The following is a 20,841-nucleotide window of genomic DNA, read 5'->3' on the forward strand; positions in this document are numbered from 1 at the left end:
ATGTCGACAGCCTCATCGCTTCACAGCCGCCGCAAGAGCAGAAACTCGGTGATGATGACGCTGTGCGTCATTGCCGCGGGCATCGGGCTTGCCTGGCTGGCACTGATCCTCGGCGCGCTGGTCTACAAGGGTACCGCCGGCTTGTCGTTTGATGTCTTCACGCAAATGACGCCGCCGCCCGGCGACGCCGGCGGCCTGCTCAATGCCATCTATGGCAGCGTGGTGATGACGGTCATCGCAGTCATTGTCGGCACGCCGATCGGCGTGCTGGCCGGCACCTACATGGCCGAGTACGGCCGCTTCTCGAAGCTCACCACCGTGGTGCGTTTCATCAACGACATCCTGCTGTCGGCGCCGTCGATCATCATCGGCCTGTTCGTCTATGAATTGATGGTGCGGCCGATGGGGCATTTCTCGGCGATCGCCGGCGCTGTCGCGCTTGCCATCCTGGTCATCCCGGTCGTCGTGCGCACCACCGAGGACATGCTCAATCTGGTGCCCAACGCCTTGCGCGAAGCCGGCACCGCGATCGGTGCGCCGCGCTGGGTGGTCATCAAGTCGGTCGCTTACCGCGCCGCCCTTTCCGGCATCGTCACCGGCATATTGCTGTCGATCGCCCGTATCTCCGGCGAGACGGCACCATTGCTGTTCACGGCGCTCAACAACCAGTTCTGGTCGAGCAACCTCAACGCTCCGATGGCCAGCTTGCCGGTCACCATCTTTCAGTTCGCTCTCAGCCCCTATGAGGAATGGCAGCAACTGGCGTGGACCGGCGCACTCATCATCACATTGACGGTCCTCGCGCTCAGCATCGTTGCGCGCAGCCTGACCGGACGCAGAGAGGACAAATGAGCCAGATGTTGTCTCCAGACATGACGATCGCAACCGAGGCCGCCGCCAAGGTGAAAATCGAGGTCAAGAACCTCAATTTCTACTATGGCCAGTCGAAGGCGCTTAAGGACATCACACTGTCGCTGCCCGAGCGCAGCGTCACCGCCTTCATCGGACCGTCGGGTTGCGGAAAATCGACGCTGTTGCGCGTCTTCAACCGCATCTACGAGCTCTATCCCAAGCAGACCGCCGAGGGCCAGGTGCTGCTCGACGGCCAGAACGTTCTCGACCGTTCGCAGGACCTCAACCTCTTGCGCACCAAGATCGGCATGGTGTTCCAGAAGCCGACGCCGTTCCCGATGTCGATCTATGAGAACATCGCCTTTGGCGTCAGGCTCTATGAGAAGATCAGCAAGGCCGAGATGGATGGCCGTGTCGAGCAGGCGCTGAAGCGCGCAGCACTGTGGAACGAGGTCAAGGACAAGCTCAACGCCAGCGGTCTCAGCCTTTCCGGCGGCCAGCAGCAGCGGCTTTGCATCGCCCGCACCGTGGCGGTGAAGCCGGAAGTCATTCTGCTCGACGAGCCGGCGTCGGCGCTCGATCCGCTGTCGACCGCCAAGATCGAAGAGCTGATCGACGAGTTGCAAGCCGACTACACGATCGTCATCGTCACCCACAACATGCAGCAGGCGGCGCGCGTCTCGAAGCAGACAGCGTTCATGTATCTGGGCGAACTGGTCGAGTTCGACAAGACCGAGAAGATCTTCACTTCGCCCCGCGAGAAGCGCACGCAGGACTACATCACCGGCCGCTTCGGCTGATCGCACGCATACGAGGACCAGGATCATGGCCGAACACACGGTTGCAGCCTTCGACGAGGAGCTCGGACAAATCAGCAGGCTGATCAGCGATATGGGCGATCTCGCCGGCTCGATGGTCGGCGGCGCCACCAAGGCGCTGCTGAACTCCGACAATGCTCTTGCCCAGCGAGTCGTCTCCGACGACGCCATCATGGATGCCCGCCAACGCGAACTCGACGACCGCGCCATCACGCTGATCGCCAAGCGCCAGCCGATGGCCGACGATCTGCGCCATGTCGTCGGCTCGATCCGCATGGCCGGCGACCTCGAACGCATCGGCGACCTTGCCAAGAACATCGCCAAGCGCGTCGGCACCGTCGGTCTCAGCGCCACGCCGCGCGACCTGTCGCACTCCATCGATGCCATGGCGCAGCTGGTGCTGATCCAGGTGCATGGCGTGGTCGAGGAGTATGCGGCGGGTGACGGCGCGGCACTCGCCAAGCTGAGGAATGACGACGAGCGCATCGACGTCAAATACACCTCGGTGTTCCGCGAGCTGTTGACATACATGATGGAAGATCCGCGCAACATCACGGCGTGCACTCATCTGTTGTTCTGCGCCAAGAATCTCGAGCGCATCGGCGACCACGTGACCAACATCGCCGAAAATGCGTATTATGTGCTGACCGGCACGCAGCTGCCCGCCAATCGCCCGAAGCAGGACGAGACCGCAATGTCGGCGCCGGCGGCATAACAGGGTGACAAGCCGATGATCGCGCCACGCATCATGGTGGTGGAGGATGAGGAGCCGCTAGGCGTGCTCCTCCGCTACAATCTGGAATCTGAAGGTTACCAGGTCGAGGTGGTGACGCGCGGCGACGAAGCCGAAATCCGGCTGCAGGAAAACGTCCCCGACCTTCTGGTGCTCGATTGGATGGTGCCGGCGGTGTCCGGCATCGAACTCTGTCGTCGGCTAAGAATGCGGCCCGAGACCGAGCGGCTGCCGATCATCATGCTGACGGCGCGGGGCGAGGAAAGCGACCGCGTGCGCGGCCTTTCGACCGGTGCCGACGATTATCTGGTCAAGCCGTTCTCGACGCCGGAATTCATGGCCCGCATCAAGGCGCTGCTGCGCCGCGCCAAGCCGGAAGTGCTGTCCAGCGTACTCAAGGTCGGCGACATCGTGCTCGATCGTGAATCACACCGGGTCTATCGCAAGAAAAGCGAGATCCGGCTCGGGCCGACCGAATTCCGCCTGCTCGAATTCATGATGCGCCATCCCGGCCGCGTGTTCTCGCGCAGCCAGCTGCTCGACAATGTCTGGGGCGAGACGATCTACATCGACGAGCGCACGGTCGACGTGCATGTCGGCCGCCTGCGCAAGGCGGTCAACAATGGCCGTATGCCGGATGTGATCCGCACCATCCGTGGGGCGGGTTACGCGATCCGGGAAGATTAGGTCTTTCGGCGCGGAAGGTCCTACGGAGGTTCTCCGGGCAGGAAGGCGATGCTTCTCGCCAATCTCGTCGCCGCCGTGGGCTACTACGGCCGGCCGTCATACAGCCCGACACCAAGTCGCCTCACGGCTTCGAACTCACAGCGCTGTCGAACGCCTGCACCGAAGTCGTGCAATACATCATGCAGTTCTTGATGCTGGCCGATGAGCATCTGATCGCTCTCGAGAGAGCGGTGAGGCTGGAGTCAAAACAGATTGCTTGCACGATCAGTTCGTCGACTTATTGCTTATCGCTGTTATCGATTTGTTTCAAAAGTCCTATCACTCCGGCACACCCGCCTAATTCTGACAGCGCAAGCTCTTTCACGTGGGTGTCAGCATGTTCAAGGTCATGAGTCTTGGCTTGCTCCAGGCCCAAGCCTTCCATCGCATCGGCCACACCCATCGAGGCGACTTTAGCTTCGTCGCTCTTCGCCTTTTCAACACTTGCGGCGTGTGACAGGCACTCAGACTTTTCATAAACGTCGGCGAGCCACGGCCACAGAGGTGTGTGCTCGGCATTGCAAAGTCGTTCTGCCAGCACATGGACCGACACAGCCATTGCAATTGCCATACCCGGCATGTCGGGACTTTGGCTCTTTGTGCAATGGTCGGTTCCTTCAGCATGAGCTGGCAGCGGCATCCCCAGGAGAATTGCAAGGGCCAATTCATATCGCATGTTACATCGCATCCGGCTGATACTGCGCCTCCGTTCGATGAAGAGTTAACGCGAATACTCAAGCAGCGCAAACAACAGCGCCTATCTGATTCGTGCTTACGCCGGCGGTTTTCCTGCCCTGGCGATCAACGGAATCGGCGGTCTGTGCAATCGCCTCGCGCGATGCAGGTTCGATCAGGTTGAAGGCGGCGGCGCTGACGCCGACCATGGCGACAGCGGCAAGATCAATTCGCGTTGCTGGCGGCGGGCGACCCGCTTCAGCCGATCGACAACGATCCCGTCGACGCGTTCCAGGCCCGCCAGGTCCTCTGCTCCCGCGGTGATATGCAAAGTTGGGCCATCGGCCTCCAACTTGCACCAACCGAATGGAAATCGGATTTGCCCACGTCGTCCGGAATAGGCGGTGGCATAGGCAACAAAGGACATGCAGAGTCGCTGGACGAGCTCATCGGCGCCCTCGGTTTCAAGCCTTGAATGGGATATGAGAGCCACTCTCGGCATCCGATCAGCGCGAAGGGAGTGCATCGCCGATGCCATCCAATGTGGCATCGACCGGGCTCAGGCTTTGGGAATTTTTACCTCCCACGGCGCCACCCAGTTTCCGGCAACTCGTAGTTCAACGCCGGCGTCGTCCTCGATTACCTTACATACGGTCATCTCGCCTGCTTCCTTGCCATAGCGCAAAGCCGCTTCCTTGAACCGATCATGTGTCGCGCGGGTGAGTTCGCTGCGCGTCCCTGTCTCGTTCATCAGCTCTTCGATCAGGCCCAGATCCTTGAGACAGAGCGCCAGGGGGAAGGAGGGGTCATAATGACCGGCGAAGATAGACGGCACGTCATGCTGCATGACGAAGCTGTCGGCTGCACCGCCCTTCATCGCCGACCACCAGATATCCGGCTCAAGGCCCGCGAGCTTGGCTGTGACCATCGCCTCGCCGATCGCCGCAGCGTGGACCTTCCAGAGCTGGTTGTTGACCAGCTTGGCGACATAGCCGTTTCCATGCCTGCCAACCTTGCGCACCTCGCCCATCGCCTCGATCACCGGGCGGACATGCTCGATGTCTGCATTCTCGCCGCCGACGAACATGATCATGTCGCCACGGATGGCCGAATCCACCGACCCCGTGACTGGCGCGTCGACCACGGCACCGCCCTTGGCGCGGAAATCATCGCCGAGCGTGCGCATAAGGTTCGGACTGCTGGTGGTGAGATCGATCCAGTATTTCCCTTGGCAGTCCGACGATAGAAATCCTTTCTCACCACGAACCACAGCTTCGATTTCTTTCGGGCCGAACACCATGGTGACCACGACATCGACACGACTGAGCACGTCTGCCGCGCTGTCGGCAGGCTTGGCACCTTTCTCGAGCAGGGGCTCCAGGGCATCGGGGCGGACATCGTATACGACCATCTCGAACCCGTTTCGGGCAACGTTCAGCGCCGCGTTCCTGCCCATCATGCCCAGCCCGATGAAACCAACTTTCATGTCAAACTCCCCTGAGGCTCCTCTATCCAGCGCCTGTCCGCCGCCATCACTGTTGCCATGGCGGAACCCAGTCGCCCTCAAGGCGCATCGAGATGCCGGCGTCGTCTTCGATGCGCCGGGCAACATGCAGTTCGGCCGCGCCTGCGCCGTAGCGGCTGGCGGCGAGAGCGAACGCTCCTTGCGCCGCCATTGTCATGGGCAAAGCCGCCCGCACGTTGCGGTTCAGTTCCTGGATCAGGCGAAGGTCCTTGAGGCACAGGTCCAGCGAGAAGGACGGGTCATAGTGTCCGGCGAAGATGGATGGCGCATCATGCTGGGCGACAAAACTGTCGCCGACGCTGTTGCGGATCGCATGCCAGAGCGTGCCAAGCTCGACGCCGTTGGCGATACCAGTGGCGAACCCCTCTCCGATGGCGGCCGCCGCGATGAACCACAACTGGTTCGTCACCAGCTTCACGACATTGCCGGTGCCGAGACCGCCACAATGGATGACCATACCGAGATGGCCGAGTACCGGGGCGGCCCGGTCGAACGACAGTTGATCCCCACCAGCGAAAAGCGTGAGCTTTCCGTTCCTTGCTCCGTCCACCGCTCCGGTGACCGGGGAATCCACGACCTTCACGCCGTCCGGGGCTTCCGAAGCGAGTTGGAACACGAGCTCGTTGCGATTGGTGGTCAGGTCGATCCACAGGCTTCCTGGCTTCAGGCCTTTGAGTGCGCCGTTCTCGCCGGCCATGACTGCTTCCACGTGATCGGGTCTTGGAAGGGAGGTCAGGAAGACGTCGGCCTGAGCAGCACAGTCCGCTGCCGAAGACCCAGCCGTGGCACCGACGGCGACGGTTCTTTCGAGGGCGGCTGGACTAAGATCGAAGGCAGTGACTGGGTAACCTGCCTTCGCAAGTCTCTGACACATGGGACCGCCCATGGTCCCCAGTCCAACGAACCCGATGCGAGGGAAGGCGGTCATAGGTTGCTATCTCCGGCGGCGCCAATCGAGTTGCCATCTCTCACGAGAGGGCTACTGCCTGACAGCGAAAGTGCATCCAAAGCGCCGTTGCGGAAACGTTGAAAAAACTCCGCCTCCCTAATAACCTCTGGTTATGAAGAGATACCGGACTACCCTTCCGCCGCTGGACCTGCTCATTTTCTTTGAGGCCGCCCATCGCGTCGGCAGCTTCACGGGTTGCGCTGCCGAACTCCACGTCTCGCAGGCTGCTGTCAGCAAACGCATTCACCAGCTTGAGAAATGGATCGGAGAACCTCTGTTCATCCGCAATGGTAAACGGCTCGCGTCCACCGAAAGCGGGGAGCGGCTCTATCACACCGTCGGGATGGCGCTTGAATTCCTGCGCCAAGGCCTGGGCACTTTGCGCGAGCACGCCATGCGGCCGCTGTCTATTGGTGCGCATACCGTTGTCGGCATGTTCTGGCTCACGGCGCAGTTGCAGGCCTTCGGGCTTTCTGGTGACGCCTGCCCGACGCGACTGGTCACCTCCGACAACACGGGCGACCTGCTGGCGGCCAAGAATGACCTGCTGGTGATCTATAGCGACGGTGTGGTTCCGGGATGTCGCACCACACGGCTCCTCGACGAGGAGATGGTGCCGATGGCATCTCCAGCGCTGGCGGCCACGCTGGGAGCCGATGGCAACGGCTCGTTCCAGCAGTACCGCCGAAGTGATGGTCCGCCGCTGCTCAATTACCTACGCTCGGCGCCCGACTGGGTTGACTGGCGGGTGTGGTTTGACGGCCTCTCTCTCAAAGGACTCGAAGATTGGCCTCTCGTCACAATGAGTACCTATTCCCAGACCATCGGCGAAGCCATACGCGGCAACGGCGTCGCGTTGGGTAGCGTGGCCTTGCTACAGTCAGAACTGGCAGCTGGGCGGTTGGTGCCTCTCGCCAAGGATGTGTTGCGCACCGACAGAGGTTACTACCTCTGCCACAGCAAAAACGCTCCGTTGGCTGGGGAGGCCCAACGGCTCGCAGCTTTCCTGGTCACTGCCGCCCACGTCCAGAATGCCGCTTCAACGATTGGTTGATCCAGATCCTCAGGCAACGCTCTTTCCGGCGTTCCCTCTGGCCTGCGCGCCCGGCGCGAAAATCTCCTGGTCGACGAAGGTCAGTGCACGCATGGCGCAGCCTTCGCGGATCAGCGGCAGTTCATTCGGCTCGGTGTCGAAGGATATCGATTTAGAGTGTTGGCCGCCGGCGGTCTGGGCGATGGCCTCCCGCAATGCCGGCTCGATCAGGTCGAAGGCGGCGGCGCTGACGCCGACCATGGCGACGGGGGCGGGGTCGATCAGGGCGAACAGGCTGCCGAGGCCGTAGCCCAGCGCCTCGCCCGCCTTGCGGTAGGCTTCGCGTTCCGGCCCGTCCCGCTCCCGCGCCGTCGCGGCAAGGGCCCGCATCTGCGCGTCGCTGACATCTGCGACCGGCTCGGTGTCCTCGCCGAGCTGTTTTGCGTTGCGCCAGATGGCGTAGTTGCCGGCATAGGCCTCGACACAGCCGCGGCGCCCGCAGCGGCAGAGCGCGCCGTTCGGCCGATGGATCATGTGGCCGAACTCGCCGCCCGACGAATGGGTGCCGGTGAACAGTTCGCCTTTCAGCACCAGGCCCATGCCGATGCCGTGCGAAAGCAGGATGGCGATGAAGTCGTCGCGGTAGCGCTCGGGATCGCGCCAGCGCAGCGCCACCGCCATCATGTTGCAGTCGTTTTCCATGGTGGCCGGGATGCCAAACTCGGCTTCGAGTATGTCGGCGAAGGCGATATCGGTCTGCGGCGTGATCGGCGACCAGAGCATCGCTCGGGCATCGGTGTCGGTGATGCCCTGGATCGCCAGCGCGATGCGGGCAACGCTGCGGACATCGATGTCGGGATCCGCGAGGCGTCGCCGCACGATGGCCACGCATTCGCCGATCAGCGCCTCGCGCGACATAGTCAGCGTGTCCAGCCGGCGCTGCTCCTCCGATACCACCTGGCCGGCATAGTCGATGACGGCGACGGAGAGGAAATTCAGCGACAGCACCACGGTCATGACAGCGGCGGCCTCCGGGTTGAGGCCGAGACCGACCTGCGGCCTGCCGCGTTTGAGCGCGCCGGCCTCGCTCGGCTTGCCTTCGGCCAGGATGCCTTCACTGATCAGATCGGAGGAAATCGCCGATATGGTCGAGTGGCTGAGGCCAGTGGTCGCGGCGATCTCTGTGCGTGAGGGCCGACCGGCCCGGCGCACGGCCGCGATCACCATGGCGCGGTTGCGCCGGCGCAGATCGTCGTGGCGGATACCGACCGACATCTTTTCCACATCCTCCCGGTCGCCGCGGTTCTTCCAGCCCCTCGAACACTGTCAGCGACACACCCAAATACTGGCAGAAGCAGCCCGTCCTGTCATTTATTTATTCCGAGGCTCGAAAAAAATTCGCGAGCACATCAAAATCCATCAGAATCGATGTTGACAGCGTTCCGGCGTTGGATCAGTGTTTTTTCGAGGCTCGAAAAAATAGAGCCTCTGTGCCGGCCTTCGGGTCAGTTTGGTCGCGCCATACGCGGCGCAGGGAGGATACAATGAAGAGATTCACAGCCGCCATCCTGGCGGGTGTCGCCATGTCGCTGACGCTTGCGTCGGTCGCGCAGGCGAAGGACAAAGTCATCGGCGTTTCGTGGTCCAACTTCCAGGAAGAGCGCTGGAAGACCGACGAAGCCGCAATGAAGAAGGCCATCGAGGCCGCCGGCGACAAGTATATTTCGGCCGACGCCCAGTCCAATCCCGGCAAGCAGCTCACCGATGTCGAAAGCCTGATCTCGCAGGGCGCCAATTCGCTGATCATCCTGGCGCAGGACGCGTCGGCGATCGGTCCGGCGGTGCAGAAGGCGCTGGACGAAGGCATTCCGGTCGTCGGCTATGACCGCCTGATCGAGAACAAGGACGTCTTCTACCTGACCTTCGACAACAAGGAAGTCGGCCGCTTGCAGGCCGCTGCCGTGTTCAAGGCCAAGCCGGAAGGCAACTATGTCTTCATCAAGGGCTCGGGCTCCGATCCGAATGCCGATTTCCTGTTCTCGGGCTCGATGGAAGTGCTCAAGGCAGCCATCGACAGCGGCAAGATCAAGAACGTCGGTGAGGCCTATACGGACGGCTGGCTGCCCGCCAACGCCCAGAAGAACATGGAACAGTTCCTGACCGCCAACGACAACAAGGTGGACGCGGTGGTCGCAGCCAATGACGGCACCGCCGGCGGCGTTGTCGCGGCTCTGACGGCGCAAGGTCTCGCCGGCACCGTGCCGGTCTCGGGCCAGGACGGCGACCATGCCGCCCTGAACCGCATCGCGCTCGGCACCCAGACCGTGTCGGTGTGGAAGGACGCGCGCGAACTCGGCAAGAATGCGGCCGAGATCGCCTCGCAGCTGGCCGACGGCAAGAAGATGACCGATATCGCCGGCGTGAAGGACTTCACGACGCCTGGCGGCAACACCGTCAAGTCGCTGTTCCTGACCCCGGTCGCCATCACCAAGGACAATCTCAAGGTCGTCATCGACGCCGGCTGGATCAAGAAGGACGAAGTCTGCGCGGGCGTCGCCGCCGGCAGCGTCGCGGCCTGCAACTAAACTTGACCACCTGAAAAGATAAAAACGCCGCGGCCCCAAGCCGCGGCGTTTTCTCAAAAGATTTGTGTTTCCGCGTCAGGCGGATAGCTTCTAGGCTGGTTTCGGCATCCGCGTCAGACGGCCAGCCGGTGGGAGGAAATCATGACCGATACGACGTCCAACCCGCAGTCCGACACCGCGCGTGCGTCGGAACTCGGCGCGCTGGCGCGGTTCCTGAAGGCAACCGAGATCGATACACGTATGCTCGGCATGGTCGGCGCGCTGCTGATCATCTGGATCGGGCTGCATGTCATTTCCAGCCTGCGTCTCGGCGTCAATCCGCTCGATTTCGACAGCCGCACCTTTCTCACGCCACGCAATTTGTGGAACCTGTCGGTGCAGACTTCCGCCGTCGCCATCATGGCTTGCGGCATGGTGCTGGTCATCGTCATGCGCAACATCGACCTGTCCGTCGGTTCCGCCGAAGGCGTGATCGGCATGGTCATGGGCTTTGCGCAAGTGCATTTCCTGGTGCGGTTTGTCGGGCTTGAACTTGGCAATCCTTGGATCTGGGTCCTGGCCCTGGTCATCGGCCTGGCGCTCGGCTTGCTGATCGGTGCCTTCCAGGGGTTCATCATCGCCTATCTCGAAGTGCCGGCTTTCATTGTCACGCTGGGTGGGTTGCTGATCTGGCGTGGTGCCGCCTGGTGGGTCACTTCAGGCCAGACCGTGGCGCCAATGGATGCCACCTTCCAGCTGATGGGCGGCGGGCCGGCAGGATCGATCGGGGCGATGTGGAGCTGGGTCGTTGGCATCGTCGCCTGCCTGGCGGTGGTGTTTGCGCTGTTCAACGGACGCGTGCAGCGCAAGCGTTTCCGCTTTCCGCTGCGGCCGATCTGGGCAGAGACGCTGATCGGCGTGGTCACCTGTGCCGTCATTCTGGGAGCCGTCTGGCTCGCCAATTCCTATCCTTGGCCGATCGGCATCGTGAACCGCTACGCAGCGGCCAACAACATCACCGTACCGGCAGGCGGCCTGTTCATCGCGCATGGCATTGCGATCCCGGTGCTGATGGCGATCGCGGTCGGCCTGATCATGACCTTCGTCACCAACCGTACCCGTTTCGGCCGCTATGTCTTCGCCATCGGCGGCAATCCTGAAGCCGCCAATCTCGCCGGCATCAACACGCGCTGGATCACCATGAAGGTGTTCATGATCATGGGCGTGCTGGCGACGATCGCCGCCGCGATCTCGTCCGCCCGGCAGAATTCGTCGACCAATGTGCTTGGCACGTTGGATGAGCTGCTGGTTATTGCCGCCGCCGTCATCGGCGGCACGTCCCTGGCCGGCGGCTCGGGAACGATCATCGGTGCCATGCTCGGCGCGCTTTTGATGCAGTCGCTGCAGTCCGGCATGGTGCTGCTTGGTGTCGACTCGCCGCTGCAAAGCATCGTCGTCGGTGCCGTTCTGGTCATCGCGGTGTGGCTCGACACCGTCTATCGCAAGCGCGTCTAGGAAAGGAGAAGCGACATGGACAAAACCGCTCCCGCCGGCACGCCGCTGATCGACATGAAGAACATCTCGATCGCCTTTGGCGGTATCCGCGCCGTCGATGATGCCTCGATCGATCTTTTCCCCGGCGAGGTCGTGGCGCTGCTCGGCCACAATGGCGCCGGCAAATCGACGCTGATCAAGATCCTGTCCGGTGCTTACAAGCGCGACGCAGGGCAGATTTTCGTCAATGGCCAGGAGGCGTCGATTTCCAACCCGCGCGATGCCAAGAAATATGGCATCGAGACCATCTACCAGACGCTGGCGCTGGCCGACAATGTCGACGCCGCCGCCAATCTGTTCCTCGGCCGCGAACTGATGACCGCCTGGGGCACGCTCGACGACGTCGCGATGGAGGCCGAGGCGCGCAAGGTCATGGGCCGGCTCAACCCGCGCTTCCAGCGCTTCAAGGAGCCGGTGATCAAGCTGTCGGGTGGCCAGCGGCAATCGGTGGCGATCGCACGCGCCATCCTGTTCAACGCCCGCATCCTGATCATGGACGAGCCGACCGCGGCGCTCGGTCCGCAGGAGACGGCGCAAGTCGGCGAACTGGTCAAGCAGCTCAAGTCCGATGGTATCGGCATCTTCCTGATCAGCCATGACATCCACGATGTGTTCGAACTTGCCGACCGCGTCTGCGTGATGAAGAACGGTCAGGTCGTCGGCACCGCGCGCACCACCGATGTCACGCAGGACGAGGTGCTCGGCATGATCATCCTGGGCAAATGTCCTCCAGGTGCCATTCCCGGGCCGGGTGCACTGAAGATCGCCGCCTGAGGCCTGTCTGCGCTCCGGCCTGGGTTGATCGGGCATGGCCGGTTTGCCGCTCACGTGATGTGCCAGTGATCACGATGGCTTGGCCTTGCCATTGTGTTGGCCCGGCGACTTGCCCATAAAGGTCCGGTATTGCACCTGGACCGCATCATCCGTTGAAGAAGCTTTTTCCGATTGTCGCGTTCATCGCCGTTGCGCTGATCAGCATGACCATGGCGGGGTTCGCCTATTTCGCGACGCAGGAAGCCTCCCGCATCAAGTTCGAAGCGGCGGCCGACGACGCGCTTAACCGGATCGAGAGTCGGATTGACCTGCATCTGTCGCTGTTGCGGTCGACACAGGCCCTGTTCGATGCCCGCAATGGCGATATCTCCCAGAGCGAGTTCAAGGCGTTCTTCAACGCGCTGGATGTCGACAACAATTTCGCCGGCCTGCGCGGCATCGGCTTCCTCGGGCTTGCCAAGACGGGCGACGAGGCGGCGGTCGAACGCGATATCCTCCACGATTTTGGCGCCAGCCATCCGGTCTATCCGGACACGACGCAGCCCTGGCGCGCGCCCGTCATGTTTTTCGAACCGCTGGACCCGTCCAACCAGGCCGCCATCGGCTACGACATGTTCAGCGAACCGGTGCGGCGCACGGCGATCGAGCAGGCAATGGCCGATGACCAGCAGCACGCGAGCGGGTTGGTGCAACTTGGCCAGGGCACGGGTGCGGCGCAGACGTTCACCGGTTTCCTGGTCTTCGTGCGGCTCAATGTCGAAACAGCACCGGAGGTCATCAACGCATCGCGATCCTCGACCGCGGGCTTTCTCTACGCGGCCTTCCGGGCCCGGGATCTGTTCCAGGTCGCGCTGAGCCGCGCGCCGCTGCTGCCGGTCAACACCGAGATCTATGACGGTGCGGCGGTGAACGGCGACAATCTGTTGTTCCGGTCGGAAACGCCGCCAGCGTCGTCCTCTGGCGACCGGCTGCTGGTCACCCGCAAGATCACGGTGGCCGGCCGGCCGTGGACCGTGCTGTTTCGGCCGACCAGCGCTTTCTCGCAGCCGTCGTCGCGCGCCATCCCGGTGATGCTGGGGCTGTTCGGCCTGCTCGCGGCCGGTGCCATCGCGCTGGTGGCGCGCTATCAGGAGCGGGCCTATGAAGCGGCGTCACGCCTGCACGAGACGACCGAAAAGAGCCTGCTCGACAAGGATCTGATGCTGCAGGAGATGAAGCATCGCATCAAGAATTCGATCACCAGGGTGCTGGCGATCGCGCGGCAGACGGCTTCGCGGGCGACCGACGTCAACGAGTTTTCAGCATCCTTCTCTGCCCGGCTGCAGGCGATGGCCGCCTCCCAGGACATGCTGACGCGCTCGCGCTGGCAGAAGGCCGACCTCGGCGATCTCCTGCGCATCGAGCTTGGCCAGGTGTTCGGCAAGGACCTGCCCGAGGGGATGCTGTCAGGACCCGAGGTGCTGCTCGATGAGACCACGACGCAAGCGCTTGGCCTGACCTTCCATGAACTGGCGACCAATGCGCTGAAATATGGCGAAGCCGGAACGTTCGTCGGCGCTCTCAAGGTGGACTGGTCGTTGGAAGGGCGCGGGCGCGAACGAACGCTGGCACTGAACTGGCGGGAGTCCGGGATGAAGAAGGTCGAGGCGCCAGTGGGGACCGGGTTCGGCACCAAGCTGATCGACCTCAATGTCACGCGCGAACTGCGCGGCACGATCAAACGCGATTATCAGGTCGATGGTCTGAAGGTGGAAATAAGAATTCCGCACACGGACTGACGTCGCGCCCTCACGGAATGGGTCCATCAGGAGAAAATCCGGAGACCAGATCAGTGGTCCCCGGATTGACTGATATCGCCGAATTAGTTGCAGCGAGCCGTATAGATCCGGCCGTGACGATCGCGATACTGGCAATAGCCGTTTTGCAGGTTGCGGACCAGCAGGCCGGTACCGGCACCGACAGCCGCACCGATCAGCGCGCCTTTGCCGCCGCCGACAAGACCGCCGACACCGGCACCAATCAAGCCGCCGCCAACCACGTCCTTCTCGGTGCTCGTGCAACCGCTGAGAGCTGCCATCGCAACCAGGGCAATAATCATCTTCCGCATTGAGTCACTCCTCACTTTGTGTCCACACTTTGGTAAGCTCCAACAGCCATTTAGCACGAAATGACGGCCTTTGCTGCTCGAATTTATTGTTGGCTAACGTAGTCTTTTTCTGGGCGTACGGCGTTCGATGCCATGACGAGGCTGGATATTGCCAGCGAAGCGTCAAGGTTGCCATCGGGGCGCACCTTCCAGACGATCTGGTCATAATCATCCTCGAGCGCGGGATCAACAGCAAGGCATCTGGCGACGATATGCTGTGCCTGCCCCTGCACGTCACCCATCGCGAACGGCCGCTCCGCAGTGCACTCGTCAGCGGTCGCGAAGATGCTGACAGGCACCTGCAGTTCACGACAGTCGGCCATCGTGTTCGAGCAGCCGATGACCAGCAGCAATGCAGCGATGTGTTCCATGGCGACGTCCTCTCGCCATAATAACGGCCCATATCGGCCAAAGTTCCTGACCGACCGGGGTGACATGCAAATAATGTCAGTGCTGCAAGCGGTTAACACTAGGCAGGGCTGCCGGAGGGCGGATTTCAATCAGCTCAATTGGAAGAAGGCGATCAAAAGAAGTGTCGCCGTTGCTGCCAGCACGATGACCCATAGCAGGCCGTGGTGCGGCTGCGAAAGCGGTTCCGCGGATGTCTCGGAATCCTGGAATTCGCCCATCGAAATACGAGCGGCCTGTTCCAGTCTGTTCATGTCGGCGACGGTCAAGCGCTCCTCCCCACACCTGCCGAAACCTTAACGGGCTGCAGCGGTATCTGGGTAAAACAGCATCCGCTCTTATGGTGAACAGCCGGTTAAGGATCGTTGCTTGCCGCAGGCCTCACGGCGTCTCGAAATTGCTGTGCGGAACGACCAGGCGATACTCCAGGTGGCCGTCCGCGATGTCGAGACTCGCGGTCCCGCTCAGCGACGCCGGCACCACCCGCTCCAGCGCGACGCTGCCGAAGCGCTTCTGATAGGCCCGGCCGCCATTGCCGCCTATTGTTTCGGCCCATGTCAGCGACAGGGCGACCTCACCGGTCGCCGCGGTGTTCAGATCGGCGGTCAGTTCGACGTAGCCATCCGGCCGGGACAGGGCGCCGTAGCTGACCGAGTTGACGGCCAGTTCATGCATCGCCAGGCCGATATGCAGCGCGGCGTTGGGGTTGAGATAGGGGTTGGCGCCCCGGAAGCGCAGACTGTGCGATGTGTTCGTGCCGTAGCGGCCAACCTGGCTCGTCACCAGTTCATGAAGTGCGGCACCGCGCCAGTTGGAGGATGTCACCAGGTCCTGGGAGGAGGCCAGTGACTGCAGCCGGCCGCGAAAACGCGTCAGGAAATCGCTGATGCCGTCGGAATAGCGACCGGTCTGGGTTGCGATGCTCTGGATGATCGCCAGCAGATTCTTCGAGCGGTGGCTGACCTCGCGCAGCAGCGTTGTCAGTGTCTGTTCGCGCCGCTTCTGCTCGGTCGTCTCGACCATGGTGGTGACGACACCCTGGACGTCGCCGGCGTCGCCGCGGTCGGCATCGACCCAGACCTGAAACCAGCGGACACCATTCTCGACCGGGACACTGATCTCAAGCCGCGCCGGATTGCCGGTAGCGATCACATCGCGCTTGGAGGCGGCGATGCGGTCAGCCTGCGCCATCGGCAAAATGCCGTTGCCATCAGCACCGTCCGATACCCATGGCGCACGCATGTTGCGGGCCCATACGGTCTTCATTTCGCGATCCTGATAGAGGACGGAAATCCCAGCATTGTGTAATGCGTGGAGAAGAGCCCGGCCAAGCTGCATGCCATTCTCTGCCGGATGCAGGGCGATGACTTCGTCGCTCCGCGCGCCTTCCGATTTATCGTCAGTCCTGGAGCGCATCGGTCAATCTGTCCACCCAACTCAGGTTGAACGGCTTACTGTTGAATGGGTTCCAAAATGAAATTTCCCCGGAAAACTGTCCCTAAAGCGGTCCGCCGGACGGTGTCCACTAAAGGATACCGCCCGGCGGTGGCTGGAAACCGTTTGAGGGGTGCGGCTTCCAGTGTTCGCTCGGATCTACCTTCGCTCTCACGCCCGTTTGAACAGGCCGGCCAGGAGCGAGATGACCAGGAAAGCGAGGAAGATGAAGAACAATATCTGCGCTATGCCAGCGGATGTGCCGGCGATGCCGCCGAAACCAAGCGCGCCGGCTATGATTGCCACGACGAGAAATACGAGCGCCCAGTAAAGCATGGTTCATCTCCTTCCGAATGGTGCGATGAAAACGTGAGTGGATGCGGTTTGTTCCACCTTTTGCCGAAAAAGACGATGCTTGCAAACCGTTAGAGCCGGAGCCGGCCTCGAATTCAGGGATGATGGGTCCGGTTGCAAAAAGGCCGGCCGATGCATCGCATCAGCCGGCCTTCGATGTTGTGTGTTTCTGCTAAAAAAGCAGCGAAACTATGCGGCGGCTTTCGCCTGGCGGTCGAAGAACAGCGCCTGGCTGATCAACGCCTTGACCATGTCGGGATTGAACGGCTTGGTCACCAGGAAAGCCGGCTCGGGGCGCTCGCCGGTCAGCAGGCGCTCGGGAAAGGCGGTGATGAAGATCACCGGCACTGAGGTTGACGACAGGATTTCGTTGACCGCCTCGATGCCCGAGCTGCCGTCGGCGAGCTGGATATCGGCCAGCACCATCTTCGGCCGCGTCTTGCCGAACATCGTCACCGCTTCGGCATGGGTGCGCGCCGTTCCAACGACGCGATGGCCGAGGCTCTCGACCATTTCTTCGATGTCCATGGCGATCAGCGGTTCGTCCTCGATGATCAGCACGTCGGTCGCCACCTGGCGGGAAATCTCATTGCTGGCCTGGGCAAGCAACTCGGAGAATTGCTGGTCGCCGACGTCGAGGATCTCGGCCGCCTCGTCTTCGCTGAAGCCTTCGACCGCAACCAGCAGGAAGGCCTGGCGGGGAAGCGGCGCGATCGCATTGAGGTTGGCGGCGGCGCGCTGCTCCCACGCCGATTGTGCCTGCTCCTGCGGCACGCGGATGGCGACCGAGGTGAACAGCTTGGCGAATACCTTGTAGAGCGCGATACGGTCCGTCGATGCCTCGGGGAAGATATCGGTATCGGCGATGATGGCTTCGAGCATCGCGGCGACCAGCGCGTCGCCGCTCTCTTGCGATCCCGAGACAGCGCGCGAGAAGCGGCGCAGGAACGGCAGATGCGGCGCGATGGTGGCGGATAAACTCATGGTAAGACGTCTCCCTCAGAATGACGTTATTGCCTGGATTGCAGGTCAAGCTGATTGCAAGCCCCGCTAATACAACGCGGGTTTTCCGAAAAAGTTCCGCCGCCATGGAACGAAAAGGCCGGGCCGGCGTTTGGTGTCGGGATGGGCAACCAGACGAGGGTGCCGCTTGCCTTGTGTTGAGTGATATGAGCGGCCTGGGTGCTGGGAATATAAGGGCAAAATGAAGGATATGACGAAAGATATTTTGGCTGGCGCCGCGGGCAAGCGCCGGAATGGAGTTGGCGACCCGCTCGGGGCCAACTCCGAAATCGGACGTAAACTCAAACAATATTACGACGAGCTTGTCTCCGACGATGTGCCGGATCGCTTCGCCCAATTGCTCAGCCAATTGGAACAGACCGAACCCGCACAGAAGAAGGACTGAGGCATGGCCGCGGTCTCCCAAGGCTTCAAGACCGATCTGCTTGGGGCAATCCCGAGCTTGCGGGCCTTTGCCGTGTCGCTGACGCAGAATGCCGACAAGGCCGACGACCTCGTTCAGGAAACGCTGGTCAAGGCCTGGGACAAGCATGAGAGCTTCCAGCCCGGCACCAATCTCAAGGCTTGGCTTTTCACCATTCTGCGCAATGAATTCTATTCGCAGATGCGCAAGCGCGGTCGCGAGGTGCAGGACAGCGACGGCATCATGACGGCCAGGCTTGCGGTCCATCCCGCCCAGCACGGCCAACTGGATCTTAAGGATTTTCGTGGCGCTCTCGAGCAATTGCCGGAGGACCAGCGCGAGGCGATCATCCTCATTGGCGCCTCGGGATTCTCCTATGAGGAGGCCGCCGAAATCTGCGGTTGCGCGGTCGGAACCATCAAGAGCCGCGTCAGCAGGGCGCGCACCCGCCTGCAGGAAATCCTGAAAATCTCCGGCGAGGACGAATATGGTCCTGACGCGATCTCGGCTCAGGTGACAGGCACGGCGGCGCGTTGAGGTGAAGGCCCGGATAGCAGCTCCGGGTCGAACGCTCTCACCCAGGAGAGCCGCGTCCGTAGGCCGCTGCCACCGCTTCGACGAGGTCTTCCCCTGAATAGGGTTTGGTCACCAGCCTCACCCCGGGAAAGGATGTCCTGATCTCTTCGGCATCCGAATATCCCGAGGCAAACACAAAAGGCATGCCTGTTTCCCGCAAGCCGGCGGCGAATTCCAGCGTCGAGGTGCCGCCCAGCATCAGATCGACGATGGCGGCGTCGAATTGCGTTGCGACTTTTTGGTCGTCGATCTCTGTCAGGTCGCGAGCGATCACCACCTCTTGCGCACCATGGTCGCGGCAAAGCTGCTCGACATCCATGGCGATGAGGAATTCGTCCTCCAGGACAAGAATCCGCAATCCGTCAAGCAATGTGGGCACAGGTGAAGGCTCCTTGAAACGCCCGGAGTCATGATCGCTATTGCGCGCGTTGTCATTTAAAAAAGACATGCCTTCAACCCCGGAACTCCAATCCCGGCAAAACGTTTAAATGGACCTGCTGACCGGCAGGCTTTCGAAGAGGGGTCGAAATGCCAGGGCAGAATGGGCGTACTTTTTCCGGTCGCCAGTATCCTTGCGAGAATTGTCCTTTGCGGCCCTTGCCGGTTTTCCGGGAGTTCGAGAAAGAGGAACTGGCTTTCATCAGCAAGTTCAAGAAGGGCGAACTCGCGGTCGACAAGGGCGCAACGGTCCTCGTGGAAGGAAGCCACAGCGCCCACCTTTATACGGTGCTGTCCGGCTGGGCGTTCCGCTACAAGCTGTTGCCGGATGGTCGCCGACAGATCCTCAACTACCTGATGCCCGGTGACCTCATTGGCCTGCAAGGCAGCGTCATGGGGGAGATGCAGCATTCCGTCGAAGCCCTGTCGCCAATGCTGCTTTGCGTCTTCGAGCGCGACAATCTGCACGAGCTCTACCGCAGCCATCCAGGCCTCGGCTACGACATCACCTGGATCGCATCGCGCGAAGAACGCATGCTGGACGAGAACCTGCTCAGTCTCGGCCGACGCAGCGCGATCGAGCGCGCCGCCTATCTGATTGCTTTCATAGCCAGCCGTGCCAAGGTTGTCGGGCTGAACGGAAAGCAATCCATCCAGATACCGATCACGCAACAGCATATCGCCGACACGCTCGGCCTGTCACTGGTTCACACCAACAAGACGATCCGCAAGCTCATGGACCGCAAGCTGATCCTCTGGCGCGACGGTGGCTGCGAGGTCGTCGATACTGAAGGGCTCAAGCATCTCGCTGGCTGGGAAGGGCTGGGCGAGGGCCGCCGGCCGCTGATCTGAAGACGCGCCTCTCGCCCATTGATTGGCGGCTGGCGCTTACGCGCACGTTTTCGGCTCTATCTCTTCTTTTGACGCAACTTGGGACGGAAAACCGCTTCACACTTTTCCTGGAGTTGCTCTAGTTTATCCCGATATCGGAACCTTGAGACGCACGGCGCGTTTGAAATCGAGCAATCACAAGGAGTTAAGCAATGGCAACCGCCGCAGGGAAGACCGCCAACGAGGCGCGGGCGAATTCGGACCTCGAGGCCGACATCCGGCAATTGAAGGCCGATATCGACAAGCTCACCAAGCAGTTGGCCAAGACCGGTGAACATGGTTATGGCACAGCCCGCCGCGCGGCCACCGAAGGTGTCGAGCAATTGCGCGCACAGGGCGAGGCTGCGTTTGACAGCATTCGCGGCAGTGCCAAGGACATCGAGGCGCAGTTGCTGGCAAATGTCCGCGAAAAGCCGGTCACGTCGCTGGCGATCGCCGCCGGTGTCGGCTTCCTCTTCGCGCTGCTCGCGCGTCGCTAGTCGAAAAAAATGGGAATGTTCGCGTCCCTGATCTCGGGGCTCGCTTCTGGCGAGACCTTGGCCGCCATGCGCCGCGCGCGCACGGCGGCCATCATCTATGTGCTGGCGACAATCGCCGCGCTGTGCGGTCTCGGCTTCCTCATTGGCGCTGCCTACATCTGGGCCGCTTTTCGCTATGGGTCGTTTGCCGCAGCTCTGGGTTTTGGCATCGGGTTTCTGATTCTCGCGGGCCTGATCCTGTTGATTTACCAGATATCGGCCGGGTCGCGCGCCAGGCGTCGGGCGGAGCGCCGCAAGTCGGACATGACGGCGATCGGCATTACGGCAGCGCTCGCGGTGCTGCCAACCCTTCTCAAGGGCAAAGGTGGCTTGGGGGTCATACTCGGGCCGGCCGCCGTGCTTGCGGCCTATGCCATCTACCGCGAGAACGTGAAACCGCGCAGCGACGATCCGGATGTCGATCCCCGGAAGTGAGTCTGTCAGGCC

26 protein-coding genes and 1 pseudogene are annotated in these 20,841 nt (G+C 61.8%); 14 read left to right on the forward strand and 13 right to left on the reverse strand.

Translation table 11 applies throughout. The features are described 5' to 3' along the window. The 4 genes from pstA to phoB are packed head-to-tail and all read left to right on the forward strand — an operon-like array spanning window position 1 to window position 3,090. Window positions 1-852 carry a phosphate ABC transporter permease PstA gene (gene pstA, locus EB235_RS08250; RefSeq protein WP_027031451.1) on the forward strand — a complete coding sequence of 284 codons (852 nt, stop codon included), beginning with the start codon at window positions 1-3 and terminating at the stop codon, window positions 850-852. After that, complete coding sequence (pstB, locus tag EB235_RS08255; protein ID WP_027031450.1) at window positions 849-1,652, forward strand: phosphate ABC transporter ATP-binding protein PstB; 804 nt, start codon at window positions 849-851, stop codon at window positions 1,650-1,652. Before pstA ends, pstB begins: the two co-directional genes overlap by 4 nt. 25 nt (window positions 1,653-1,677) lie before the next feature. Next, window positions 1,678-2,385: a phosphate signaling complex protein PhoU gene (gene phoU / locus EB235_RS08260; protein WP_027031449.1), complete on the forward strand. Its 708-nt coding sequence runs from the start codon at window positions 1,678-1,680 to the stop codon at window positions 2,383-2,385. Between the two features lie 15 nt (window positions 2,386-2,400). Further along, window positions 2,401-3,090, forward strand: a complete 690-nt coding sequence (gene phoB / locus EB235_RS08265; RefSeq protein WP_006328038.1) for a phosphate regulon transcriptional regulator PhoB — start codon at window positions 2,401-2,403, stop codon at window positions 3,088-3,090. A gap of 277 nt (window positions 3,091-3,367) precedes the next feature. Here phoB and EB235_RS08270 read toward each other — a convergent pair whose 3' ends face one another. The 5 genes and pseudogenes from EB235_RS08270 to EB235_RS08290 all read right to left on the reverse strand — a co-directional run bounded on the left by EB235_RS08270 (window position 3,368) and on the right by EB235_RS08290 (window position 6,257). After that, a complete protein-coding gene (locus EB235_RS08270) occupies window positions 3,368-3,805 on the reverse strand; it encodes a hypothetical protein (RefSeq protein ID WP_155256418.1) in 438 nt (145 codons plus the stop codon). Between the two features lie 58 nt (window positions 3,806-3,863). Beyond that, a complete protein-coding gene (locus tag EB235_RS08275) occupies window positions 3,864-4,013 on the reverse strand; it encodes a hypothetical protein (protein ID WP_167334836.1) in 150 nt (49 codons plus the stop codon). Window positions 4,014-4,099: 86 nt separating this feature from the next. Continuing rightward, window positions 4,100-4,354 (reverse strand): annotated as a pseudogene (locus EB235_RS35255) (hypothetical protein); the annotation flags it as partial. Between the two features lie 9 nt (window positions 4,355-4,363). Further along, window positions 4,364-5,416 (reverse strand): NAD(P)-dependent oxidoreductase, encoded by a 1,053-nt coding sequence (locus EB235_RS08285; RefSeq protein WP_080680840.1) that lies wholly within the window; start codon window positions 5,414-5,416, stop codon window positions 4,364-4,366. After that, window positions 5,337-6,257 (reverse strand): NAD(P)-dependent oxidoreductase, encoded by a 921-nt coding sequence (locus EB235_RS08290; RefSeq protein WP_155256417.1) that lies wholly within the window; start codon window positions 6,255-6,257, stop codon window positions 5,337-5,339. Before EB235_RS08290 ends, EB235_RS08285 begins: the two co-directional genes overlap by 80 nt. Before the next feature lie 133 nt (window positions 6,258-6,390). On the opposite strand from EB235_RS08290, the gene EB235_RS08295 reads away from it, so the two are divergent. After that, window positions 6,391-7,332: a LysR family transcriptional regulator gene (locus EB235_RS08295; RefSeq protein ID WP_051429696.1), complete on the forward strand. Its 942-nt coding sequence runs from the start codon at window positions 6,391-6,393 to the stop codon at window positions 7,330-7,332. A gap of 9 nt (window positions 7,333-7,341) precedes the next feature. On the opposite strand, the gene EB235_RS08300 is transcribed toward EB235_RS08295, so the two are convergent. After that, window positions 7,342-8,586 (reverse strand): ROK family protein, encoded by a 1,245-nt coding sequence (locus EB235_RS08300; RefSeq protein ID WP_027031446.1) that lies wholly within the window; start codon window positions 8,584-8,586, stop codon window positions 7,342-7,344. Window positions 8,587-8,855: 269 nt separating this feature from the next. Here EB235_RS08300 and xylF point away from each other — a divergent pair, with 269 nt between their 5' ends. The 4 genes from xylF (at window position 8,856) to EB235_RS08320 (ending at window position 13,981) form a co-directional block, all read left to right on the forward strand. Beyond that, window positions 8,856-9,896 (forward strand): D-xylose ABC transporter substrate-binding protein, encoded by a 1,041-nt coding sequence (xylF, locus tag EB235_RS08305; protein WP_027031445.1) that lies wholly within the window; start codon window positions 8,856-8,858, stop codon window positions 9,894-9,896. A gap of 141 nt (window positions 9,897-10,037) precedes the next feature. Further along, window positions 10,038-11,390: a sugar ABC transporter permease gene (locus EB235_RS08310; RefSeq protein ID WP_027031444.1), complete on the forward strand. Its 1,353-nt coding sequence runs from the start codon at window positions 10,038-10,040 to the stop codon at window positions 11,388-11,390. A gap of 15 nt (window positions 11,391-11,405) precedes the next feature. Next, window positions 11,406-12,203, forward strand: a complete 798-nt coding sequence (locus EB235_RS08315) for an ATP-binding cassette domain-containing protein (protein WP_027031443.1) — start codon at window positions 11,406-11,408, stop codon at window positions 12,201-12,203. Between the two features lie 152 nt (window positions 12,204-12,355). Then, on the forward strand, window positions 12,356-13,981 hold the full coding sequence (locus EB235_RS08320) for a CHASE domain-containing protein (protein ID WP_027031442.1): 1,626 nt from the start codon (window positions 12,356-12,358) through the stop codon (window positions 13,979-13,981). An 83-nt stretch (window positions 13,982-14,064) separates the two neighbouring features. Here EB235_RS08320 and EB235_RS08325 read toward each other — a convergent pair whose 3' ends face one another. The 6 genes from EB235_RS08325 to EB235_RS08350 all read right to left on the reverse strand — a co-directional run bounded on the left by EB235_RS08325 (window position 14,065) and on the right by EB235_RS08350 (window position 17,529). After that, window positions 14,065-14,310, reverse strand: a complete 246-nt coding sequence (locus EB235_RS08325; protein WP_027031441.1) for a membrane lipoprotein lipid attachment site-containing protein — start codon at window positions 14,308-14,310, stop codon at window positions 14,065-14,067. An 83-nt stretch (window positions 14,311-14,393) separates the two neighbouring features. Next, on the reverse strand, window positions 14,394-14,720 hold the full coding sequence (locus EB235_RS08330; RefSeq protein ID WP_027031440.1) for a hypothetical protein: 327 nt from the start codon (window positions 14,718-14,720) through the stop codon (window positions 14,394-14,396). A 129-nt stretch (window positions 14,721-14,849) separates the two neighbouring features. Next, complete coding sequence (locus tag EB235_RS08335; protein ID WP_155256416.1) at window positions 14,850-15,026, reverse strand: hypothetical protein; 177 nt, start codon at window positions 15,024-15,026, stop codon at window positions 14,850-14,852. Window positions 15,027-15,138: 112 nt separating this feature from the next. After that, window positions 15,139-16,173: a sensor histidine kinase gene (locus EB235_RS08340; protein WP_027031439.1), complete on the reverse strand. Its 1,035-nt coding sequence runs from the start codon at window positions 16,171-16,173 to the stop codon at window positions 15,139-15,141. Between the two features lie 189 nt (window positions 16,174-16,362). Then, complete coding sequence (locus tag EB235_RS08345) at window positions 16,363-16,527, reverse strand: DUF1328 domain-containing protein (RefSeq protein WP_027031438.1); 165 nt, start codon at window positions 16,525-16,527, stop codon at window positions 16,363-16,365. Window positions 16,528-16,734: 207 nt separating this feature from the next. Further along, a complete protein-coding gene (locus tag EB235_RS08350) occupies window positions 16,735-17,529 on the reverse strand; it encodes a response regulator (RefSeq protein WP_027031437.1) in 795 nt (264 codons plus the stop codon). A gap of 220 nt (window positions 17,530-17,749) precedes the next feature. Between EB235_RS08350 and EB235_RS08355 the strand changes: the two genes are divergently transcribed. Further along, on the forward strand, window positions 17,750-17,953 hold the full coding sequence (locus tag EB235_RS08355) for a NepR family anti-sigma factor (RefSeq protein WP_027031436.1): 204 nt from the start codon (window positions 17,750-17,752) through the stop codon (window positions 17,951-17,953). Between the two features lie 3 nt (window positions 17,954-17,956). Then, the gene (locus EB235_RS08360) at window positions 17,957-18,508 is read left to right on the forward strand and encodes an RNA polymerase sigma factor (RefSeq protein ID WP_027031435.1); all 552 of its coding nucleotides are present in this window, start codon (window positions 17,957-17,959) and stop codon (window positions 18,506-18,508) included. A gap of 37 nt (window positions 18,509-18,545) precedes the next feature. Here EB235_RS08360 and EB235_RS08365 read toward each other — a convergent pair whose 3' ends face one another. Then, entirely contained in the window at window positions 18,546-18,995 is a 450-nt protein-coding gene (locus EB235_RS08365; RefSeq protein ID WP_027031434.1) for a response regulator, read from the reverse strand. 80 nt (window positions 18,996-19,075) lie between these two features. Here EB235_RS08365 and EB235_RS08370 point away from each other — a divergent pair, with 80 nt between their 5' ends. The 3 genes from EB235_RS08370 (at window position 19,076) to EB235_RS08380 (ending at window position 20,829) form a co-directional block, all read left to right on the forward strand. After that, window positions 19,076-19,837 carry a Crp/Fnr family transcriptional regulator gene (locus EB235_RS08370; protein WP_027031433.1) on the forward strand — a complete coding sequence of 254 codons (762 nt, stop codon included), beginning with the start codon at window positions 19,076-19,078 and terminating at the stop codon, window positions 19,835-19,837. Window positions 19,838-20,028: 191 nt separating this feature from the next. Continuing rightward, window positions 20,029-20,355, forward strand: a complete 327-nt coding sequence (locus tag EB235_RS08375) for a DUF883 family protein (protein WP_027031432.1) — start codon at window positions 20,029-20,031, stop codon at window positions 20,353-20,355. A gap of 9 nt (window positions 20,356-20,364) precedes the next feature. Beyond that, window positions 20,365-20,829, forward strand: coding sequence for a hypothetical protein (locus EB235_RS08380; RefSeq protein ID WP_027031431.1), 465 nt, complete (start codon window positions 20,365-20,367; stop codon window positions 20,827-20,829). Window positions 20,830-20,841: the final 12 nt, after the last annotated feature.

Origin of the sequence: Mesorhizobium loti R88b (assembly GCF_013170845.1) — a bacterium.
Lineage (GTDB): Bacteria > Pseudomonadota > Alphaproteobacteria > Rhizobiales > Rhizobiaceae > Mesorhizobium > Mesorhizobium loti_B.

Bases quoted from the DNA above. Each gene is read 5' to 3' on its own strand.
- EB235_RS08290 (WP_155256417.1), bottom strand. From the start codon at position 6,257: ATGACCGCCTTCCCTCGCATCGGGTTCGTTGGACTGGGGACCATGGGC.
- EB235_RS08330 (WP_027031440.1), bottom strand. From the start codon at position 14,720: ATGGAACACATCGCTGCATTGCTGCTGGTCATCGGCTGCTCGAACACG.
- EB235_RS08275 (WP_167334836.1), bottom strand. From the start codon at position 4,013: ATGGTCGGCGTCAGCGCCGCCGCCTTCAACCTGATCGAACCTGCATCG.
- EB235_RS08375 (WP_027031432.1), top strand. From the start codon at position 20,029: ATGGCAACCGCCGCAGGGAAGACCGCCAACGAGGCGCGGGCGAATTCG.
- pstB (WP_027031450.1), top strand. From the start codon at position 849: ATGAGCCAGATGTTGTCTCCAGACATGACGATCGCAACCGAGGCCGCC.
- EB235_RS08350 (WP_027031437.1), bottom strand. From the start codon at position 17,529: ATGAGTTTATCCGCCACCATCGCGCCGCATCTGCCGTTCCTGCGCCGC.
- EB235_RS08365 (WP_027031434.1), bottom strand. From the start codon at position 18,995: ATGTCTTTTTTAAATGACAACGCGCGCAATAGCGATCATGACTCCGGG.
- EB235_RS08315 (WP_027031443.1), top strand. From the start codon at position 11,406: ATGGACAAAACCGCTCCCGCCGGCACGCCGCTGATCGACATGAAGAAC.
- pstA (WP_027031451.1), top strand. From the start codon at position 1: ATGTCGACAGCCTCATCGCTTCACAGCCGCCGCAAGAGCAGAAACTCG.
- EB235_RS08285 (WP_080680840.1), bottom strand. From the start codon at position 5,416: ATGTTGCCCGGCGCATCGAAGACGACGCCGGCATCTCGATGCGCCTTG.
- EB235_RS08300 (WP_027031446.1), bottom strand. From the start codon at position 8,586: ATGTCGGTCGGTATCCGCCACGACGATCTGCGCCGGCGCAACCGCGCC.
- EB235_RS08355 (WP_027031436.1), top strand. From the start codon at position 17,750: ATGAAGGATATGACGAAAGATATTTTGGCTGGCGCCGCGGGCAAGCGC.
- EB235_RS08360 (WP_027031435.1), top strand. From the start codon at position 17,957: ATGGCCGCGGTCTCCCAAGGCTTCAAGACCGATCTGCTTGGGGCAATC.
- EB235_RS08380 (WP_027031431.1), top strand. From the start codon at position 20,365: ATGGGAATGTTCGCGTCCCTGATCTCGGGGCTCGCTTCTGGCGAGACC.
- xylF (WP_027031445.1), top strand. From the start codon at position 8,856: ATGAAGAGATTCACAGCCGCCATCCTGGCGGGTGTCGCCATGTCGCTG.
- phoU (WP_027031449.1), top strand. From the start codon at position 1,678: ATGGCCGAACACACGGTTGCAGCCTTCGACGAGGAGCTCGGACAAATC.
- EB235_RS08345 (WP_027031438.1), bottom strand. From the start codon at position 16,527: ATGCTTTACTGGGCGCTCGTATTTCTCGTCGTGGCAATCATAGCCGGC.
- EB235_RS08340 (WP_027031439.1), bottom strand. From the start codon at position 16,173: ATGCGCTCCAGGACTGACGATAAATCGGAAGGCGCGCGGAGCGACGAA.
- phoB (WP_006328038.1), top strand. From the start codon at position 2,401: ATGATCGCGCCACGCATCATGGTGGTGGAGGATGAGGAGCCGCTAGGC.
- EB235_RS08310 (WP_027031444.1), top strand. From the start codon at position 10,038: ATGACCGATACGACGTCCAACCCGCAGTCCGACACCGCGCGTGCGTCG.
- EB235_RS08325 (WP_027031441.1), bottom strand. From the start codon at position 14,310: ATGCGGAAGATGATTATTGCCCTGGTTGCGATGGCAGCTCTCAGCGGT.
- EB235_RS08370 (WP_027031433.1), top strand. From the start codon at position 19,076: ATGCCAGGGCAGAATGGGCGTACTTTTTCCGGTCGCCAGTATCCTTGC.
- EB235_RS08295 (WP_051429696.1), top strand. From the start codon at position 6,391: ATGAAGAGATACCGGACTACCCTTCCGCCGCTGGACCTGCTCATTTTC.
- EB235_RS08270 (WP_155256418.1), bottom strand. From the start codon at position 3,805: ATGCGATATGAATTGGCCCTTGCAATTCTCCTGGGGATGCCGCTGCCA.